17 protein-coding genes are annotated in these 15564 nt (G+C 63.7%); 6 read left to right on the top strand and 11 right to left on the bottom strand.

Features of this window, described 5'->3' with window-relative positions; genetic code table 11:
- Nucleotides 1–35: 35 nt before the first annotated feature.
- From lon to cmoB, 4 genes are all read left to right on the top strand, one after another.
- On the top strand, nt 36–2411 hold the full coding sequence (gene lon / locus VF716_RS13240; RefSeq protein ID WP_013982089.1) for an endopeptidase La: 2376 nt from the start codon (nt 36–38) through the stop codon (nt 2409–2411).
- A 128-nt stretch (nt 2412–2539) separates the two neighbouring features.
- Entirely contained in the window at nt 2540–2944 is a 405-nt protein-coding gene (locus tag VF716_RS13235) for a protease inhibitor I42 family protein (RefSeq protein WP_017245691.1), read from the top strand.
- Nucleotides 2945–3009: 65 nt separating this feature from the next.
- Complete coding sequence (gene cmoA / locus VF716_RS13230) at nt 3010–3753, top strand: carboxy-S-adenosyl-L-methionine synthase CmoA (RefSeq protein ID WP_026012591.1); 744 nt, start codon at nt 3010–3012, stop codon at nt 3751–3753.
- Entirely contained in the window at nt 3750–4712 is a 963-nt protein-coding gene (cmoB, locus tag VF716_RS13225) for a tRNA 5-methoxyuridine(34)/uridine 5-oxyacetic acid(34) synthase CmoB (protein WP_049325610.1), read from the top strand. The genes cmoA and cmoB overlap by 4 nt, the downstream gene beginning before the upstream one ends.
- 19 nt (nt 4713–4731) lie before the next feature.
- Here cmoB and VF716_RS13220 read toward each other — a convergent pair whose 3' ends face one another.
- A complete protein-coding gene (locus tag VF716_RS13220) occupies nt 4732–5004 on the bottom strand; it encodes a hypothetical protein (protein WP_234462112.1) in 273 nt (90 codons plus the stop codon).
- A gap of 138 nt (nt 5005–5142) precedes the next feature.
- On the opposite strand from VF716_RS13220, the gene VF716_RS13215 reads away from it, so the two are divergent.
- Together VF716_RS13215 and VF716_RS13210 are read left to right on the top strand one after the other, a co-directional pair.
- Nucleotides 5143–6093: a LysR substrate-binding domain-containing protein gene (locus tag VF716_RS13215; protein ID WP_049325609.1), complete on the top strand. Its 951-nt coding sequence runs from the start codon at nt 5143–5145 to the stop codon at nt 6091–6093.
- Nucleotides 6078–6284, top strand: coding sequence for a DUF2905 domain-containing protein (locus VF716_RS13210; protein WP_049325608.1), 207 nt, complete (start codon nt 6078–6080; stop codon nt 6282–6284). Before VF716_RS13215 ends, VF716_RS13210 begins: the two co-directional genes overlap by 16 nt.
- A gap of 56 nt (nt 6285–6340) precedes the next feature.
- Here VF716_RS13210 and pdxJ read toward each other — a convergent pair whose 3' ends face one another.
- The 10 genes from pdxJ to VF716_RS13160 form a co-directional block, all read right to left on the bottom strand.
- Nucleotides 6341–7087, bottom strand: coding sequence for a pyridoxine 5'-phosphate synthase (gene pdxJ, locus VF716_RS13205; protein WP_011912415.1), 747 nt, complete (start codon nt 7085–7087; stop codon nt 6341–6343).
- On the bottom strand, nt 7080–7769 hold the full coding sequence (gene recO / locus VF716_RS13200) for a DNA repair protein RecO (protein WP_049325607.1): 690 nt from the start codon (nt 7767–7769) through the stop codon (nt 7080–7082). Before recO ends, pdxJ begins: the two co-directional genes overlap by 8 nt.
- 48 nt (nt 7770–7817) lie before the next feature.
- The gene (gene era, locus VF716_RS13195) at nt 7818–8729 is read right to left on the bottom strand and encodes a GTPase Era (protein WP_013982083.1); all 912 of its coding nucleotides are present in this window, start codon (nt 8727–8729) and stop codon (nt 7818–7820) included.
- Nucleotides 8722–9411, bottom strand: coding sequence for a ribonuclease III (gene rnc, locus VF716_RS13190; protein ID WP_013982082.1), 690 nt, complete (start codon nt 9409–9411; stop codon nt 8722–8724). The genes era and rnc overlap by 8 nt, the downstream gene beginning before the upstream one ends.
- On the bottom strand, nt 9408–9785 hold the full coding sequence (locus tag VF716_RS13185; RefSeq protein WP_011912411.1) for a DUF4845 domain-containing protein: 378 nt from the start codon (nt 9783–9785) through the stop codon (nt 9408–9410). The genes rnc and VF716_RS13185 overlap by 4 nt, the downstream gene beginning before the upstream one ends.
- A 92-nt stretch (nt 9786–9877) precedes the next feature.
- On the bottom strand, nt 9878–10732 hold the full coding sequence (gene lepB, locus VF716_RS13180) for a signal peptidase I (protein ID WP_013982081.1): 855 nt from the start codon (nt 10730–10732) through the stop codon (nt 9878–9880).
- Between the two features lies 1 nt (nt 10733).
- Complete coding sequence (gene lepA / locus VF716_RS13175) at nt 10734–12533, bottom strand: translation elongation factor 4 (protein WP_013982080.1); 1800 nt, start codon at nt 12531–12533, stop codon at nt 10734–10736.
- Between the two features lie 179 nt (nt 12534–12712).
- The gene (locus tag VF716_RS13170; protein WP_011912408.1) at nt 12713–14134 is read right to left on the bottom strand and encodes a DegQ family serine endoprotease; all 1422 of its coding nucleotides are present in this window, start codon (nt 14132–14134) and stop codon (nt 12713–12715) included.
- A gap of 35 nt (nt 14135–14169) precedes the next feature.
- Nucleotides 14170–14622 (bottom strand): SoxR reducing system RseC family protein, encoded by a 453-nt coding sequence (locus VF716_RS13165; protein WP_013982078.1) that lies wholly within the window; start codon nt 14620–14622, stop codon nt 14170–14172.
- Nucleotides 14619–15563 carry a MucB/RseB C-terminal domain-containing protein gene (locus tag VF716_RS13160; protein WP_125852872.1) on the bottom strand — a complete coding sequence of 315 codons (945 nt, stop codon included), beginning with the start codon at nt 15561–15563 and terminating at the stop codon, nt 14619–14621. Before VF716_RS13160 ends, VF716_RS13165 begins: the two co-directional genes overlap by 4 nt.
- Nucleotide 15564 lies beyond the last annotated feature (1 nt).

Raw genomic sequence — 15564 nt, 5'->3', positions numbered from 1 at the left:
CCATCTAAGGAGCACGTATTCGCAACGGGTGCCGCATGAACGACGACATCAATCAGGATCAGGAAATCATCTCCAACGGCCTCGTGCTGCCTGACCAGCAGCAGCCGGACAAGCTCTACATCATCCCGGTGCACAACCGGCCGTTTTTCCCGGCTCAGGTGTTGCCGGTCATCGTCAATGAAGATCCCTGGGCCGAGACCCTGGAGCGCGTGGCCAAGACGCCGCACCAGCGGGTGGCGTTGTTCTTCGTCGACTCGCCGGTGCTGGACATGGCCACCTTCGACCCGGACAGCCTGCCGGAACATGGCACCATGGTCCGCGTACACCACGCCTCGCAGGAGGGTGGCAAGCTGCAGTTCGTCGCCCAGGGCCTGGCGCGGGTGCGCATCCGCGGCTGGCTGCGGCGCAAGCCGCCGTATCTGGTGGAAGTCGATTACCCGAAGAGCGACGAGGACCCGCGCGACGAGGTCAAGGCCTACGGCATGGCGCTGATCAACGCGATCAAGGAGCTCTTGCCACTCAATCCGCTGTACAGCGAGGAGCTGAAGAACTACCTCAATCGCTTCAGCCCCAACGACCCGTCGCCGCTGACCGACTTCGCCGCCGCGCTGACCACCGCGCCGGGCGCCGAACTGCAGGAAGTACTGGACACCGTGCCGGTCTTGAAGCGTATGGAAAAGGTGCTGCCACTGCTGCGCAAGGAAGTCGAGGTCGGCAAGCTGCAGAAGGAGCTCACCGGCGAGGTCAATCGCAAGATCGGCGAGCGCCAGCGCGAGTTCTTCCTCAAGGAACAGCTGAAGATCATCCAGCGCGAGCTGGGCATCACCAAGGACGACAAAAGCGCCGACGCCGACGAGTTCCGCGCGCGCCTGGAAGGCAAGGTGGTGCCACCGGCCGCGCAGAAGCGCATCGACGAGGAACTGAACAAGCTGTCGATCCTAGAGACCGGCTCGCCGGAATACGCCGTCACCCGCAACTACCTGGACTGGGCCACCGCCCTGCCCTGGGGGGTCTACGGCAAGGACAAGCTCGACCTCAAGCGCGCGCGCAAGGTGCTCGACAAGCATCACGCCGGACTCGACGACATCAAGAACCGTATCCTCGAGTTTCTCGCCGTCGGCGCCTTCAAGGGCGAGATCGCCGGTTCCATCGTGCTGCTGGTCGGCCCGCCGGGCGTGGGCAAGACCAGCATCGGCAAGTCCATCGCCGAATCCCTCGGCCGGCCGTTCTACCGTTTCAGCGTCGGCGGCATGCGCGACGAGGCGGAGATCAAGGGCCACCGCCGTACCTACATCGGCGCCCTGCCCGGCAAGCTGGTGCAGGCGCTCAAGGATGTCGAAGTGATGAACCCGGTGATCATGCTCGACGAGATCGACAAGCTCAGCAGCAGCTACCAGGGCGATCCAGCCTCGGCGCTGCTGGAGACCCTCGACCCGGAGCAGAACGTCGAATTCCTCGACCATTACCTGGACCTGCGCCTGGACCTGTCCAAGGTGCTGTTCGTCTGCACGGCCAACACGCTGGACTCGATCCCCGGCCCGCTGCTCGACCGCATGGAAGTGATCCGCCTGTCCGGCTATATCGCCGAAGAGAAGCTGGCCATCGCCAAGCGCCACCTGTGGCCGAAGCTGTTGGACAAGACCGGCGTGCCGAAGGAGCGCCTGGCCATCAGCGACAGCGCCTTGAAGGCGGTGATCGAAGGCTATGCCCGCGAGGCCGGTGTACGCCAGCTGGAAAAGCAGCTGGGCAAACTGGTGCGCAAGGCGGTGGTCAAGCTGCTGGAAGATCCGCAAGCGGTGCTGAAGATCACGCCGAAGGATCTCGAAAGCTACCTCGGCAAACCGGTGTTCCGCAGCGAGCAGGTGCTCTCCGGCGTCGGCGTGATCACCGGCCTCGCCTGGACCAGCATGGGCGGCGCCACGCTGCCGATCGAGGCGACGCGCATCCATACGCTCAACCGCGGCTTCAAGCTCACCGGCAAGCTCGGCGACGTGATGAAGGAATCGGCGGAGATCGCCTACAGCTTCGTGACCTCGAATCTGAAGACGTTCAAGGGCGATCCGCAGTTCTTCGACCAGGCCTTCGTGCACCTGCACGTACCGGAAGGCGCGACACCCAAGGACGGCCCCAGCGCCGGCATCACCATGGCCAGCGCACTGCTGTCGCTGGCACGCAACCAGCCGCCGAAGAAGGGAGTGGCCATGACCGGCGAGCTGACGCTGACCGGCCACGTATTGCCGATCGGCGGGGTACGCGAGAAGGTCATCGCCGCGCGGCGGCAGAAGCTCTTCGAGCTGATCCTGCCGGAAGCCAACCGTGGCGACTTCGACGAGCTGCCGGACTACCTGAAGGAAGGGCTGACGGTGCACTTCGCCAGGCGCTTCGCCGATGTGGCCAAGGTGCTCTTCTAAGTAGAAACAGCCTGCGCGGGGCGGACGGTGCGCTTGCACAGCCGCCCTGCGCTCGCCGCACCCCTGACACGTCTGCAGCCGGACGCTTTTGGGCTATCCTTCCGGTTCCATTCCGACTGGTGCCGATCATGCCTTTCGACATCCCTCGCCTGCTGCTACCCACCAGCCTCGCCCTGCTGACCGCCTGCGCCGGCCAAGAGAGCGCACCGCCTTCGAGCGTGGTACTCAGCGACGATCGACGCTGCCCGCAGAGCCTGCAGAACGGTCAGCAGTTGATCGTCAGCCTGCCGAGCAACCCGACCACCGGCTATCGCTGGATCCTCCACGAGTCGGCCCCGGAGCAGCTGCGCAGTCTTGGGCCTGAAGTGTTCAGCAACCCGAAGGACGACATGATCGGCGGCGACGGGCTCTCTACCTGGCGTTTCGAAGCGCGGCAGGCCGGCAGCGGTCGGCTCTACCTGACCTACCAGCGCCCCTGGGAGGCCGATGGCGAGCCGGCCGGGCTGTTCGATTGTCGGATCGAGGTGCACTGAGGCAGGGCCAGGCAGCCGCTTTCCGCTACAATGCCGCCCCATTTTTCCAACACGCCGCCGCCACCGTGAGTCACGATCCCGACCGTCTGTTCGCCCAGCCCCTAGCCCGTGTCCAAGACTTCGTCTTCAACGAGGACGTGGCACGGGTGTTCCCCGACATGATCAAGCGTTCGGTACCTGGTTACCCGACGATCGTCGAGAATATCGGCGTGATCGCCGCACAGTTCGCTCAGCCTAATACCCGCCTGTACGACCTTGGCTGCTCGCTGGGTGCGGTGACCCAGGCGCTGCGCCGGCATGTGAGTCAGGACAACTGCCAGGTGATTGCCGTGGACAACTCCACCGCCATGGTCGAGCGCTGCCGCGAATACCTGCATGCGCAGGACTCCATGTACCAGGAGCTGTTGCCGGTGGAGGTCCTAGAAGCCGACATCCTGGCCCTGGAGTTCCAGTCCAGCTCGCTGGTGGCGCTGAACTTCACCCTGCAGTTCATCGCCCCCGAACAGCGCCCGGCCCTGCTCGGCCGCATTCGTCAGGCAGTGGTGCCGGGCGGCGCGCTGATCCTGTCGGAGAAACTGCGCTTCGAGGACGACGAGGAGCAGCAGCTGCTGACCGACCTGCACATCGCTTTCAAGCGTGCCAATGGCTACAGCGAACTGGAGATCGCCCAGAAGCGCAGCGCCATCGAGAACGTGATGAAGCCCGATAGCCTGGAAACCCATCGCCAACGCCTGCTCGAGGCCGGCTTTTCCAAGGTCGTGCCCTGGTTCCAATGCCTGAATTTCGCTTCGCTGATCGCCCTGCCATGAATCTCGACCTCACTCCCCTCGCCTGGCGCCTGGCCGGCACACCACTCGCTGCCTGGGCCAACGACGTTCAACAGCAACTGGACGCCAAACTCGCCATCGGCCATGGCGATCTGCCGCGCTGGCGCCGGGCCGTCGATGCGCTACCGGCGCTGATGCCGACGCAGATCGAGCTGCGCGAATGTTTCCGCCTCGCGGCCCCCTGCGACGAAGCCACACGCCAGGCCACCCGCGAGGCGCTTATGGGGCTGTCGCCGTGGCGCAAGGGGCCGTTCGAGGTATTCGGCGTGCATGTGGACACCGAATGGCGCTCGGACTGGAAATGGGCCCGGGTCGCGCCGCATCTCGACCTTGCCGGCAAGCGCATCCTCGACGTCGGCTGCGGCAATGGTTACTACATGTGGCGCATGCTCGGCGCCGGTGCTGACAGCGTGGTCGGTGTCGACCCGAACTGGCTGTTCTTCTGCCAGTTCCATGCGATGAAACGTTACCTGCCAGAGCTACCCGCCTGGCACCTGCCGTTCGCCCTGGAAGACCTGCCACCCAAGCTCGAAGGCTTCGAAACGGTATTCTCCATGGGCGTGCTCTACCATCGCCGTTCGCCCGTCGATCACCTGCTCGATCTGAAGGACTGCCTGGTCCGCGGCGGCGAGCTGGTGCTGGAAACGCTGGTGGTCGAGGGCGACGAGAACACCGCGCTGGTACCGGAAGACCGCTACGCACAGATGCGCAACGTCTGGTTCCTACCCTCGGTGCCGGCGCTGGAGCGCTGGCTGCGGCGGGCCGGCTTCGTCGACGTGCGCTGTGTGGACGTCAGCGTGACCAGCGTCGAGGAACAGCGCAGCACCGACTGGATGCGCTACCAGTCGCTACCGGATTTCCTCGACCCTCAGGACCACGGCCGCACCGTCGAAGGGCTGCCGGCCCCCATGCGTGCCGTACTGCTGGCACGTAAGCCCTGAGCATCTCGGCCTGATGATGTCAGGCGCCACGCTTGCGGCGCCGCCCCTCCACGAGTTGCCGCAGCGGCAGGCGCGCCCGTTCGAGCAACTGCTGGCGACTCAGGTCGCGCTTGGCCAGCTCGGCGTCGTCCAGTCGCAACAGCTGCCGATAACGGCTGCGCTGCCGCCACGCCCGGTACCAGTCACGCAGGCTGCGTTGCAGACCGAGCGGCCACATGGCCGGCATGTAGACGTCAGGAATCTGGGGCTCCACTGGCCGCCGTGATCGGATGTTGCGTGGCTCTGTAGACATGCTCACCTCCGTTTCGCTGGCCGTGAGCACGTCATGGATATGGCGGCCACGGGTTCACGAACAGGATGAGCGGACGCCCGCTGTTCAAACAAACGACTAATATAAAAGCCTGCGTTCAAGATTATTGAATGGTGGCTCATGCTGGAACCATCCAACCCCGGTACGACTGCCCCGTTGCTGGAAAGCGACGTGCTACGCACCTTTGTCGCCATCGCCGAGAGCGGCAGCTTTACGCGCGCGGCCGGGCAGATCTATCGCAGCACCTCGGCGGTCAGCATGCAGATCAAGCGGCTGGAAGATACCCTGGGCCGCCCGCTGTTTGTCCGTGAGGCTCGTCAGGTGCGCCTCACCCCCGCTGGGGAGACGCTGCTCGGCTACGCGCGGCGCCTGCTCAAGCTCAACGAGGAAGCGATCGCCCATTTTCTGCAGCCGGCGTTGCAAGGGCGTGTGCGTTTCGGCACGCCGGCCGATGTCGGCACACGCATCCTGCCCGGCCTGCTGGCGCTGTTCGCCCGCAGCCATCCCGGCGTGGAGGTCGACGTCTCGGTCGCCCGCAGCATCGACATGATCGAACGTATCGATGCCGGCGAACTGGATCTGGCGCTGATCACTACCGGCAATCTCGGGCAGGACGATTCGCGGGGCGAGCCGATCCACAGCGAACCTCTGGTCTGGGCCGGCCGCAGCGGCGGCGTCGCCGCGCTGCGCACGCCATTGCCGCTGGCGCTGGCCAGCCCGGACTGCGCCTGGCGCCGGCAGGCCCTGGACGCGCTCGACCGAATCGGGCGCGGCTACCGCATCGCCTACTCGAGCGAACAGACCTCCGGCCAGGAAGCGGCGATGATCGCCGATCTGGCAATCGCGCCCTACCCGTCGAGCCTGGTCCGCCCGCCCCTGCAGCGGCTGGACGGGCAGTACGGGCTACCGCAACTGGGCGACTATCGGATCAACCTGCTGCGTGGTAGCAATCGCAGCGACGCGGTCGAGGTGTTGGCCGCCCAGGTGATTGCTGCCTTCGCCGAGTACCGCAGCCGTTTTGGCGGCCATCGCCCGGAAGCCAGCGAGGAACCGACATGGCACGCTGGATGATCCTCGCCGGGGCGGTACTGCTCCTGCTCGGCATCGCCTGGCACTACTTCCCCTGGCTGCTGAACTGGTTCGGCCGGCTACCGGGCGACATCCGCATCGAGTCCGAACGCAGCCGGGTGCTCATCCCGATCACCTCGATGGTGATTCTCAGCCTGGTCCTGACCGTGCTGATCAACCTGTTCCGCCGCTGAGCAGCGCCGTCCCCGCGGAGAGAACCGCGAATGCGCTCTTCAGCGGACGGCTTGTCTCACCCTCGCGCTGCGGCGCTGAGGATCAGATGCTTCATTTCCTTGACCGCCTGCTTGAAGCCGACGAACAGCGCATGAGCGACGATGGCGTGACCGATGTTCAGCTCATTGACACCACGGATGGCGGCGATGGCCTCGGCGTTGTGGTAGTGCAGACCATGCCCGGCATTGACGATCAGCCCGTGGCTGAGACCGACCTCGACACCGTCGCGAATCCGCGCCAGTTCGCAGGCACGTTCCGCCACGCTGTGAGCATCGGCATAGCGACCGGTGTGCAGTTCGATGGCCGGCGCACCGACCCGGGCAGCTGCCTCGATCTGCCGCGGATCGGCATCGATGAACAGCGAGACTTCCGCACCGCAGCCGCGCAACCGCTCCACCGCCTCGCGAATGCGCGCCTCCTGGCCGGCGACATCCAGCCCACCCTCTGTGGTCAGCTCCTGGCGGGTTTCCGGCACCAGGCAGACATGCTCCGGCCGCAGCTGCTCGGCAAAGGCCAGCATCGCCTCAGTGACACCCATCTCGAAATTCATCCGCGTCTGCAGGGCGTCCTTCATCATCAGCACATCGCGTTCCTGGATATGTCGACGGTCCTCGCGCAGGTGCACGGTAATGCCGTCCGCGCCTGCCTCTTCGGCGTCCAGCGCGGCCTTGACCGGGTCCGGATAGCGGGTGCCGCGGGCCTGGCGCAGGGTGGCGACATGGTCGACGTTGACACCGAGCAGGATTCGATTGGCTTCAGTCACGCGGGGACTCCTTCAGATTCATGAACAGTTCGCGGCTGACCAGCGGTCGGCCGCCCAGATGCGGTGCCAGAGCCTGGCGCATCAGCCGCTTAGCGGCGGCCAGCGCGCCCGGCACCTGCCAGTCGGCCTCGGCCATCGCGAGAAGTTCCGCGCCATTGAACAGCCCTGGCTGGAATCCCACAACCGGCTCCAGGCCGGCGTCCGGCACCAGCCGATACAGCCGCTGCGCGTCGATCGGCTGACCGGCGATATCGATGTCGACGGCAAAACCATAGCCCAGCTCGTCGAGCAGTCGCCATTCGAAGGCCCGCAGCAACGGCTCAAGCGGCCGGTGCTCGGCCAGCGCCGGCAGAGTCGCGACGTAATGCTCGAACAGTGCAGGGTGCGCGTCCTCCGCCGGCAGCAGGCGGATCAGCAGTTCGTTGAGGTACATGCCGCTGAACAGCGCCTGGCCATCGAGCCAGTGGGCGGGCCCGGCGCTTTCCAGGCGGGCAACGGTCTTCAGTTCGGACTTGCCGCGCAGTTCGACTTCCAGCGATACGAACGGACGAATCAGGCTGCCGGCCTTGCCCCGCGCCGCACGCATGACGGCGCGCAGCCGCCCCTGCGGAGTGAACAGGTCGACCAGCGCGCTGCTTTCCTTGTACGGACGGCTGTGCAGAACGAATGCAGGCTGGTGCATGGCGGCCCAGGGCGTGCGCAATGCGCACGGGTGAGTGCGAAGAGGGTGTTACTGATAGCCCAGCGAATGCAGTGCGCGCTCGTCGTCGGACCAGCCGCCCTTCACCTTGACCCACAGGTTGAGCATGACCTTGGAGTCGAAGAGGACCTCCATGTCCTTGCGCGCTTCCTGGCCGATGCGTTTGATGCGCTCGCCCTTGTCGCCGATGATGATCTTCTTCTGCCCGTCGCGCTCGACCAGAATCAGCGCGTGGATGTGCAGCACGTGGCCTTCCTGCTTGAAGTCCTCGATCTCGACGGTGATCTGGTACGGCACCTCGGCGCCAAGCTGACGCATGATCTTCTCGCGCACCAGCTCGGCGGCAAGAAAGCGGCTGCTGCGGTCGGTGATCTGATCTTCCGGGAAGAAGTGCTCGCCCTCGGGTAGGCGCTCGGCCACCAGCTGTTCCAGGGTTTCCAGATTCTGCCCGTGCTGCGCGGAGATCGGCACGATTTCGGCATTCGGCAGCTGCTCGGCCAGCCAGCGCAGGTGCGGCAGCAGCTCGGCCTTGTCCTCGATGCGGTCGGTCTTGTTGACGGCGACGATCAGCGGTCCGGTGACGTATTGCACGCGCTCCAGCACGGCCTGGTCTTCATCGGTCCAGCGGGTGCGGTCGACGACGAAGATCACCACGTCGACATCCTTCAGCGCCGAGGCCGCGGTGCGGTTCATGTAGCGGTTGAGCGCGGTCTCGCCATTCTTGTGCAGACCCGGGGTATCGACATAGACCGCCTGCACGCTGCCCTCGGTCTTGATGCCGAGCATGTTGTGACGGGTCGTCTGCGGCTTGCGCGAGGTGATCGCCAGCTTCTGCCCGAGGATGTGGTTGAGCAAGGTGGATTTGCCGACGTTCGGCCGGCCGACGATGGCGACATAACCGCAACGGCTGACGTCTTCGGATTGTTGCTGCTCGTCAGTCATGTCCATTCTCCACGCCCAGGGCGATCAGTGCGGCTGCTGCGGCAACCTGTTCGGCAATGCGGCGACTGGCGCCCTGCCCATGAGTTTTGTCGTTGAGCAAGGCCACCTGGCATTCGACGAAGAACGTGCGGCAATGCGGTTCGCCCTGGATGTCCACCACTTCGTAGCGCGGCAGCTCACAGGCACGCGACTGCAGAAACTCCTGCAGGCGGGTCTTGGGATCCTTGTTGGTGTCCACCAGCGTCAAGCCCTGCAGCTCGTTGGCCAGCCAGGCGATAACCCGCTCACGGGCGACATCCATGCCGGCATCGAGATAAATGGCGCCGATCAGCGCCTCGAGGGTATCGGCCAGAATCGATTCGCGGCGGTAGCCACCGCTCTTGAGTTCACCGGAGCCGAGACGCAGGTGATCACCAAGCTCGAAGCCGCGTGCCAGCACGGCAAGCGTCTCGCCCTTGACCAGCCGGGCCCGCAGCCGCGACAGCTGGCCTTCACGGGCCTGCGGAAAATGGTTGAACAGCGCCTCGCCAGCAACGAAGTTGAGGATGGCGTCGCCGAGAAACTCCAGACGCTCGTTGTTGCGTCCGGCATAGCTGCGATGGGTAAGGGCCAGGAGCATCAGCTCCTGGTCCTTGAATTGATAGCCGAGCTTGCGCTCGAGGCGGGCTAACGAAGTGCTCACGGCATCCTTAGGCGATATTCTTTGTCGAAGTTCGCCACCAGATCGAGATTGCGGATCAGCGGCTCGCGTTTTTCGTACTTCAGGTGTGCCCTGAATTCATTGTTCTGGATCTCGACCTTCAGCGCTTCCTTCAGATCGATATTCTGGATGCCGTTCACCTGCATCCCCTTGCTGACATGACTATAGAACTCCCCGACGCTGCGAATCTCAAGCGCTTCGTCGGTTTCCACGGACTGGATGATCTTGTCCATGGACATGTAGTCGAAATAATGCGGGAACATCTTGAACCCGGTGCTGGCCACAAACGCCACAACCGCCAGGAGCATGATCCAGCTCAGCATGGACAGCCCTTTTTGCGAACGCGCAAAACTCATGTCGACCTCTATGTCGTAACGATACCCACCGATCGGGGCAGGACAAATATAACGAGCCCACTACGCTCGACGGGGGCCGCAATTCACAGCTTTCAGTGAATCAGGCCCACGCGGGAGAAATTCGGCAGATTGCTGAGTTTCGGATCGGGCCAGCTCATCCACACGGCGAAGGCCTTGCCGACGATGTTGCGGTCCGGAACCATGCCAGCAAGCTCGGCGGGGATCGAGTCGTCCTGCCAGTAGCGGCTGTCGTTGGAGTTGTCGCGGTTGTCGCCCATCATGAAGTAATGCTCGGCCGGCACGGTCCACTGGCGGCTCGGTTCGATTCGATAGCGCCCCATTTCTTTGCGGATCAGGTGCTCCACTTCGCCAAGTTTTTCCCGATACAGCACGGCGCTGCCGAGACTGCCCGGCTCTTCGCCGACCAGTATTTCGGCCACCGGCTGATCGTTGACGAACAGACGGCGGTCGCTGCTGTAGCGCACGGTGTCACCCGGCAGACCGACGACCCGCTTGATGTAGTTGATGCTGGGTTCGTTGGGATAGCGGAAGACCATCACGTCGCCGCGCTTCGGATCGCTGACTTCGATCACCTTGGTGTCCACCACCGGCAGGCGGATGCCGTAGGCGAACTTGTTGACCAGGATGAAGTCACCGACCTCCAACGTCGGAATCATCGAACCGGACGGGATCTGGAAGGGTTCGACGAGAAACGAGCGCAGTACCAGCACGATGGCCAGCACAGGGAAGAAGGACTTGCCATACTCGATCAGCAGTGGCTCCTTGTTCAGCGCCTCCAGCGTCGATGGATCGATTTCCCCGGTGCGCCCTTCGTAGTTGGCGATCGCAGCCCGACGCCGGGGTGCGAAGAACAACAGATCGCTCAGTGCCAAAAGACCGCAGACGGCCACGGCGATAACCAGCAACAACGGGAAATTGATCGACATATCAGCTATCTACCTTCAGTACCGCGAGGAACGCCTCTTGCGGGATTTCCACGCTGCCTACCTGCTTCATGCGCTTCTTACCGGCCTTCTGCTTTTCCAGCAGCTTGCGCTTACGGCTTACGTCGCCGCCGTAACATTTCGCCAGAACGTTCTTGCGCAACGCCTTGACCGTGGTCCGCGCGACGATCTGCCCGCCGATGGCCGCCTGGATCGCCACATCGAACATCTGCCGTGGGATCAGCTCCTTCATCTTCTCGGTCAGCTGACGGCCTTTGTAATGCGCATTGTCTCGGTGCACGATCAATGCCAGAGCGTCGACCTTCTCGCCATTGATCAGCACGTCCAGCTTGACCAGGTTCGCCGACTGGAAACGCACGAAGCTGTAGTCCAGCGAGGCGTAACCACGGCTCACCGACTTCAGACGATCGAAGAAATCCAGCACCACTTCGCTCATCGGCAGGTCGTAGCGCACCTGAACCTGCGAGCCGAGGAACTGCATGTCGCGCTGCACGCCGCGCTTCTCGATGCACAGGGTGATGACGTTGCCGAGGTGATCCTGCGGGACCAGGATGTTGGCCTGCACGATGGGTTCGCGCATGTCTTCGATGAAGGACAGGTCCGGCAGGCGCGACGGGTTGTCGACGTAGATTGTGTCGCCGTTCTTAAGCAGCAGCTCGTAGACCACCGTCGGCGCCGTGGTGATCAGGTCCAGGTCGTACTCGCGCTCCAGGCGCTCCTGGATGATCTCCATGTGCAGCATGCCGAGGAAGCCGATGCGGAATCCGAACCCCAGCGCCTCGGAGCTTTCCGGCTCGTATTGCAGTGCCGCGTCGTTGAGCGTGAGTTTCTGCAGGGCTTCGCGGAAGTCCTCGAAATCGTCGGAGCTGACCGGGAACAGGCCGGCATATACCTGCGGCTTGATGCGCTGGAAGCCGGGCAGCATCTCCACGTCCGGCGTGCTGGAGAGCGTCAGGGTATCGCCCACCGGCGCACCATGGATATCCTTGATCCCGGCGATGATGAAGCCCACTTCGCCGGCCTTGAGATCGGCGGTGGCGGTGTGCTTGGGCGTGAAGACACCTACGCTGTCCACCTGATGCACCTTGCCGGTGGACTTCACCAGCACCTTGTCGCCCTTCTTGATGCGACCGTGGCGTACCCGCACCAGCGACACCACACCCAGGTAGTTGTCGAACCAGGAGTCGATGATCAGCGCCTGCAGCGGCGCCTCGATATCACCGGTGGGCGGAGGAATCACTGCGACTAGACGCTCGAGCACCTCGTCGACGCCCATTCCGCTCTTGGCACTGCAGGCAACCGCATCGGTGGCATCAATGCCGATGATGTGCTCGATCTCTTCCTTGACGCGCTCGGGTTCTGCCTGCGGCAGGTCCATCTTGTTGAGCACCGGCATGACCTCGAGGCCCTGCTCGATGGCGGTGTAGCAGTTGGCAACCGACTGTGCCTCCACCCCCTGACCGGCATCCACCACCAGCAACGCGCCCTCGCACGCGGCCAGCGAGCGGCTGACTTCATAGGTGAAGTCGACGTGTCCGGGGGTATCGATGAAGTTCAGCTGGTAGGTCTTTCCGTCCCGCGCCTTGTAGTGCAGCGTGACGCTGTGGGCCTTGATGGTGATACCACGCTCACGTTCGAGGTCCATCGAATCCAGTACCTGAGCGGCCATTTCGCGCTCGGACAGGCCACCGCACATCTGGATGAAACGGTCCGCCAGGGTCGACTTGCCGTGATCGATATGGGCAATGATGGAGAAATTGCGGATATGACTCAGGTCACTCACAGCTCAACACTCGGTAGTCGCGGGCCGATTGCCCGCCGAAAATAGCCGCGAAGTGTAACTGATCAGCCCCTGCAGTGCCACGCACAAGCCGCCCGCATCACGATCAGCTGCGTCCAGTGGCCAAACGGCAGAAACGAAGAAGGGCGGCCTGAGCCGCCCTTCGTTTGCTGAACCCGCGCTTACTCGGCCAGCTTGAAGGTAATGAAGCTCGCACGCCCCTGACGCAGCACACGCATCGAAACCGAGCGGTTCTTGGGCAGCTGCTCAGCAACCCGGCTGAACGTCGCCGCCGAATTGATCGCCTGATTGTTCAGATGAGTGATGACATCCCCGGGGCGCAGGCCGATCATCGCTGCCGGGCCATTGAGGATCTCGGTGATCACCACGCCGCCCGGCAGATCGAGGCTCTTCTTCTGCTCCTCGGTCAGCTCGGTGACCTTCACGCCCAAGCGATTGTCGCTGCGCTCCTGGCCACCGCCAGACGCCGCCACCGCTTCGCCTTCCTCCGGCATGGCGCCGATGCTGACGTCCAGCGTCTTGCGATCACCGTCGCGCACCACTTCCATGCGCGCCTTGCTGCCGGGCTTCAGCGCACCGACCAGATGAGGCAGATCCGCAGACATGACGATCGGCTTGCCGTTGAGGCTGAGGATCACGTCGCCGACGCGCAGCCCGCTACGAGCCGCCGGACCGCCATCCATTACCTGGGCCACCAGGGCTCCGGCCGGGCGCTCGAGCCCGAAGGACTCGGCCAGGTCCTTGTTCACCTCCTGAATCACCACGCCGAGCCAGCCGCGATTGACCTTGCCGTCGGTGCGCAGCTGATTGGCCACGTCCATCGCCACATCAATCGGAATTGCGAAGGACAGGCCCATGAAGCCGCCTGAGCGGGTGAAGATCTGCGAGTTGATACCGATCACCTCGCCCTTGAGGTTGAACAGCGGGCCGCCCGAGTTGCCCGGGTTGATCGCCACGTCGGTCTGGATGAAGGGCACGTAGCTCTCGTTGGGCAGGCTGCGGCCAGTCGCACTGACAATACCCGCGGTCACGGTATGGTCGAAGCCGAACGGCGAGCCGATGGCCAGCACCCACTCGCCAGCCTTGAGCTCGTCGGAGCGCCCGATCTTCACAGTCGGCAGGCCCTTGCCTTCGACCTTCAGAACGGCCACATCGGAGCGAGGGTCGGCGCCGATCAGCTTGGCTTCGAGCTCGCTTCTATCGGGCAGGCGCACAATGATCTCGTCGGCACCGGCCACCACGTGGTTGTTGGTCAGCACATAGCCGTCATCGGAGATGATGAATCCGGAGCCCAGTGATTGCGCCTCGCGCTGCTGGCCCTGGCCCGGTGCGCCCGGCATTTGTGGAATGCTGCGCTCGAAGAATTCGCGAAAGATCGGCGGCAACCCTTCGAGTTCAGGAATCTGCGCGGTGGCCCCACGTGTGGGCACTTTCTGCTTGGTACTGATGTTGACGACCGCTGGCGAGGCATTTTCAACCAGCGGCGTAAAATCAGGCAAAGCCGCTTGCGCTTGCGCCACCACGGCCTGCCCGAACAGGGCCAGGCCTGCCACGAAGGCAAAGCAGCTGTTTCGATTGAGCATGACTACAAGTCTCCCCACTGACAAAACAAGGAAGCTCAGGGACTCGCAGGCCCCGCGAGCATAGCGCGCAAAACCACCGGCTGCAGATTCGGATCGCTTGCCACCGTTCGGCTTCTCATGCGCACGAATAGCCAGGCAACGAAGAATCCCCCGAACCCCGCCAGGATGACGAGCGGTTCATGCGCAGAAAACTGGGCGGCGAGCGTTGCCGCCGCCATCAGCATGAGCAGAGGGAGAAGATAGACAAGTACGGCACCGCGCAGCAACACGTCCTCGCGGACCCCGACGATGACCGAGTCACCCACCTGGAGCTGCAAGTCGCTAAGCGCCCGAATCAGCCCTCGTTGCTCACGCACCCCGAGGGTATCCATCAAGCCCTGCCCGCAGCCGTTCTTCGCCGAACAGCCAGAGCAGGTGCTTTTGCGCCGAGTTTCGACCCAAACGGCGCCGTCATCCAGCGCAACGACCCGCCCCGACTCTTCGATCATCGCTGCGCCTGTTCGGCACCAGCACGCATGGAGAGTGCCACGCGTTCGGCCGTACCGAGCGGGATCTCGCCGACGACGGTCACCATCACGTCACCGTCCTCGGTGCTGATGCGCTTGGACACGGCGACGGTGGGGCCCATCTGACTACGCGCATCCTCGACCAAGGCGCCGCGCAAAGGCTCGAGAAACACCGAAAACTTGGCCAGGCCGTCGCCATAGGACAACCAGGACACCGTTTCGGAAGACGCGGGACTCGGACGCTGGTTGGCGTCAAGCAACTTGAAACCGGCCGGCAGCCAATCGGAACGCCAGACTGAAGAGGGGTTGGCTTCACGCTTGCTGACCGATACCGGCTTGCAATCGGCACTTGGCTTCAGTTGTTGGGTATCGATCGGACCGGTAGAGAACTGCGCATACTGGAAACGCTCGAGCAGCTGCCCCTTCTCATTGAGCATCAGGGACTTGAGCGGCAGTGCGGTTTCGCGATCGAGGTGAAGCTCGAATCCGTAACGATGCTGGTCACGCGGAACGACGGCAAGCGCCACCGCAGAACGGCCGGCGACACGAGAGTCACCGATCTCACGGAATTCGTACCATTCGGAAAGTGCCTTGGGGTCCAGACGCTGACCGTGCCACACCTGCGCCTCGCGCACCTGAGCCGCCAGCTCATCGGTGGCGCACTGCATCTGCCCATCGACCAACAGAACTTCGGCAGGCGCCCCATCCAACTGGAGGAAGCGCTCCTGCACCCGTTTTCCGTCGACCTGCTGCCAGACAGCATGGCTGGAAAAGCTGCCGTTACGCTCGTAGACGAAAGTCCCTGCATAACTCTGCTGCTGCTCGGCTATCGCGAGGCGCCCCATCCAGGACTCGGCATCAGCAGCGAGGGCCGGCATCGATAGCCAGCCCCCCATCACCACATACAGCGGTAATACGCGCATG

This window comes from Stutzerimonas sp. Brlt_14 (assembly GCF_051948915.1).
Lineage (GTDB): Bacteria > Pseudomonadota > Gammaproteobacteria > Pseudomonadales > Pseudomonadaceae > Stutzerimonas > Stutzerimonas stutzeri.
The sequence above is the reverse complement of the archived record's forward strand: the minus strand, read 5'-3'. Positions and strand labels throughout refer to the sequence as shown.

Coding starts and splice junctions, on each gene's coding strand:
- VF716_RS13210 (WP_049325608.1), top strand. CDS start 6,078: ATGGCACGCTGGATGATCCTCGCCGGGGCGGTACTGCTCCTGCTCGGC.
- VF716_RS13235 (WP_017245691.1), top strand. CDS start 2,540: ATGCCTTTCGACATCCCTCGCCTGCTGCTACCCACCAGCCTCGCCCTG.
- VF716_RS13220 (WP_234462112.1), bottom strand. CDS start 5,004: ATGTCTACAGAGCCACGCAACATCCGATCACGGCGGCCAGTGGAGCCC.
- lon (WP_013982089.1), top strand. CDS start 36: ATGAACGACGACATCAATCAGGATCAGGAAATCATCTCCAACGGCCTC.
- cmoB (WP_049325610.1), top strand. CDS start 3,750: ATGAATCTCGACCTCACTCCCCTCGCCTGGCGCCTGGCCGGCACACCA.
- VF716_RS13165 (WP_013982078.1), bottom strand. CDS start 14,622: ATGATCGAAGAGTCGGGGCGGGTCGTTGCGCTGGATGACGGCGCCGTT.
- VF716_RS13170 (WP_011912408.1), bottom strand. CDS start 14,134: ATGCTCAATCGAAACAGCTGCTTTGCCTTCGTGGCAGGCCTGGCCCTG.
- VF716_RS13215 (WP_049325609.1), top strand. CDS start 5,143: ATGCTGGAACCATCCAACCCCGGTACGACTGCCCCGTTGCTGGAAAGC.
- recO (WP_049325607.1), bottom strand. CDS start 7,769: ATGCACCAGCCTGCATTCGTTCTGCACAGCCGTCCGTACAAGGAAAGC.
- lepB (WP_013982081.1), bottom strand. CDS start 10,732: ATGTCGATCAATTTCCCGTTGTTGCTGGTTATCGCCGTGGCCGTCTGC.
- VF716_RS13185 (WP_011912411.1), bottom strand. CDS start 9,785: ATGAGTTTTGCGCGTTCGCAAAAAGGGCTGTCCATGCTGAGCTGGATC.
- era (WP_013982083.1), bottom strand. CDS start 8,729: ATGACTGACGAGCAGCAACAATCCGAAGACGTCAGCCGTTGCGGTTAT.
- VF716_RS13160 (WP_125852872.1), bottom strand. CDS start 15,563: ATGCGCGTATTACCGCTGTATGTGGTGATGGGGGGCTGGCTATCGATG.